2 protein-coding genes are annotated in these 3,106 nt (G+C 58.8%); both read left to right on the forward strand.

Going from position 1 to position 3,106, the window contains the following annotated elements; translation table 11 throughout:
- The first annotated feature begins 108 nt into the window (after window positions 1-108).
- Complete coding sequence (locus tag QZ292_RS10135) at window positions 109-1,935, forward strand: heterodisulfide reductase-related iron-sulfur binding cluster (RefSeq protein WP_294601183.1); 1,827 nt, start codon at window positions 109-111, stop codon at window positions 1,933-1,935.
- Window positions 1,936-1,990: 55 nt separating this feature from the next.
- Window positions 1,991-2,788, forward strand: coding sequence for a thymidylate synthase (locus QZ292_RS10140; protein ID WP_294601186.1), 798 nt, complete (start codon window positions 1,991-1,993; stop codon window positions 2,786-2,788).
- Window positions 2,789-3,106 lie beyond the last annotated feature (318 nt).

Consider the following 3,106-nt stretch of genomic DNA (forward strand, 5'->3'; position numbering starts at 1 on the left):
TGCGTAAGCATCCTCTAAAGTTTTTCTGGTTCTCTTTGTTCACAAAGAGAACAGTACCCTCCCGGGCAAAGACAGATAAACGAATAGATAAAATACATAGTGCATATTATGGGCGGTTCACCCTGGTTTTTCGATCCCTTTGTTATACCCTTTACCCTCGGCGTCGTGTGGTTGTTCGGCGCCATTTTTTGGAAGTGGGGCAAATGGTTTGCAGCCTTGCCGAGAGAAGACAAAGCCCTTTTCCGGCGGAATTTTTTCAGCGCCAAGAGCCTCAAGGCGACGAAAGAAGTCGTTTTGGAGTGCCTCATCCACCGGAAGATATGGAAGACCAACCCCATGCTTGGCTTCATGCACATGAGTCTGGCCCTGGGATGGTTCCTGTTGATCGTCGTCGGGAAGTTAGAGACCTCCACCTACATCCACGACCCCGTGAATCCGCCCCACGTGCACGTCTTTTTCCGGTACTTTTTCCCCGAAGAGCCCGCCAGTTACGTGCGGCACTTCAACTACGCCCTGTTGATGGACTGCCTGTTGATCTTCGTGCTGTGCGGCGTGGCGCTGGCGTGGGGGAAACGCGTCTACTCGCGCATGATGGGGATGCGGCGGACGACCCGGCACACCCCTTTCGACCGGATTGCCCTCGCCTCGCTGTGGCTGATTTTCCCCCTGCGTTATCTGGCCGAATCCGTCACCTGCGGCGTGCACGACAGCGGCAGCTTCTTTACCGGCGGGACAGGCGACCTGCTCGCCTCGGCATTGCCCGCCGGACTGCTCTCCGCCATGGAGTATCCCGCCTGGTGGGCCTACTCCATCGTGCTGGGGCTCTTTTTCGTCTCCATGCCTTACTCGCGGTACATGCACATTTTTACCGAAGTGCCTCTGATATTTCTGCGGGCCTACCGCGTGCAATCGAAACCCGAAGGGAGCAGCTTCGACAATTTTCAGATACAAGCCTGCTCCCGGTGCGGGATCTGTTTAGACCCCTGTCCCATCGCCTCGGACTTGAACATCAATAATATACAAGCCGCTTATTTCCTGCGCGACCGGCGGTACGGGCGGCTGACCCCGCAGGTGGCCGACACCTGTCTGATGTGCGGCCGGTGCGCCGAAGCCTGTCCCGTGGGGATCGACCAGGGAACGCTGCGGTTGAGCAGCCGTGTAGGTTTTGCCCGTCAGAGTTCTTTGTACGATGCTCCCCGATACGAATTTCTCGCCTCCGCCGCCGACCGTTCGGAAGGAGAGGGTCGTGTCGGCTTTTTCGCCGGCTGCATGACCCAGCTGACCCCCGCCGTGATGCGGTCGATGGAGAAGATCTTCGCCGCCGCAGGTGTCGATGTCTGGTGGGCGGACAAGAATGGCGGGGTGTGTTGTGGCCGTCCGATGCGGCTGAGCGGCAACCTGCCGGCTGCGGAAAAGATGCAGCAGTATAATACCGAACTCTTCCGTAAACATGGGATTACGACCCTTGTGACCGGCTGTCCTATCTGCTACAAGAGCTTTACGCAGGAGTATAAGGAATTGAAAAATATGGGGATACGCGTTCTGCACCACACCCAGTACATCGCCGAACTGATTGCCGGCGGGCGGCTCAAGACATCGGTCGTGCAAGCATCGTATGCCTATCACGACCCGTGCGAGCTGCGCGGGATTTATGCCGAGCCGCGGTACGTGCTTTCGCACGTCGCGACCCTGACCAACGCTGAAAGCCGCGAAAAAGACCGCGTGCACTGCTGCGGCGGGAGTCTCGCCAACCTGACTCTGGATACGGCCGCGCAGACCCGAATCGGAGCGACCGTTGTGCAGAACCTGACGGCGACCGGAGCCGAAACCATCGTGACCAGCTGTCCCCAGTGCAAGAAATCGCTTCAGCGCGCCGCCGGCAACGACCGGGTGCGGGTGGCCGACATCGCCGAAGTGGTGGCCGAAGCGGTTTGAGAGTCGGGATAATTTCGTTAATTTGCACCGCAACCGAGAGAGAATCGAACATCCTATGCAACAATATCTGGACCTGTTGCGCCACGTGCGCGACCACGGCACGCGCAAGAGCGACCGCACCGGAACTGGCACTGTCAGCCAGTTCGGCTATCAGATGCGGTTCGACCTGAGCCAGGGATTTCCGTGCCTGACGACGAAGAAACTGCACCTTCGGTCGATCATCCACGAACTCCTGTGGTTCCTTCGCGGCGACACCAATATCAAGTACCTCAATGACAACGGCGTGACCATCTGGGACGAGTGGGCCGACCCGGCGACGGGCGACCTCGGGCACGTCTACGGCTACCAGTGGCGGAGCTGGCCGACCCCTTCGGGCGATCACATCGACCAGATCGCTCAGGTCGTCGATTCGCTGCGGCACAATCCCGACAGCCGGCGGCATATCGTCTCGGCATGGAACGTGGCCGACATTCCGACTATGGCCCTGCCGCCCTGCCACGCCTTGTTCCAGTTCTACGTCGCCGACGGGCGGCTGTCGTGCCAGCTTTATCAGCGTTCGGCCGACCTGTTTCTCGGCGTTCCTTTCAACATCGCCTCGTATGCTCTGCTGACCCTGATGATGGCGCAGGTGACGGGGCTCGAACCGGGCGAATTCATCCATACGCTCGGCGACGCGCACATCTATCTGAATCATCTGGAACAGGTGGAGACCCAGCTGAGCCGGACACCGCGTCCGCTGCCGACGATGCGCATCAATCCGGAGGTCAAAGATATTTTCGGATTTTCTTACGAAGATTTTTCCTTGGAAGGCTACGATCCTTGGCCCGGCATCAAGGCCCCGATCGCCGTGTAGGCTGCCGGAATCTGAGAGGCTGTGGTTCCTGACGCGCGTAGAGAATAGGATAAAGAATTGGGCCGTCGGCAGTTTTAGGATGCGTAAGCATCCGTCTAAAGTTTCTTTGGTTCTTTCTGTTCACAGAAAGAACAGTCCCCTCAAACCCATCGCGCGCCTCTTAAGGCGTGGCACGCGAACAGAGAACGGGGCACAGATTTGGGCTGACACAGCCATTCGCCTACCGCGGGCACGCGGGGCCCGGCCGGCCTGAGGCCAGTTGAAGCTCGACAGTCGCCCGCACGCCTAAGAAGGCATATTCTGTGGGTTGGCACCCAG

Source organism: uncultured Rikenella sp. (genome assembly GCF_910577125.1).
Classification (GTDB): Bacteria; Bacteroidota; Bacteroidia; order Bacteroidales; family Rikenellaceae; genus Rikenella.

What these genes read in the sequence shown, in the direction of transcription:
- QZ292_RS10140 (WP_294601186.1), top strand. Translation starts at nt 1,991, where the DNA reads ATGCAACAATATCTGGACCTGTTGCGCCACGTGCGCGACCACGGCACG.
- QZ292_RS10135 (WP_294601183.1), top strand. Translation starts at nt 109, where the DNA reads ATGGGCGGTTCACCCTGGTTTTTCGATCCCTTTGTTATACCCTTTACC.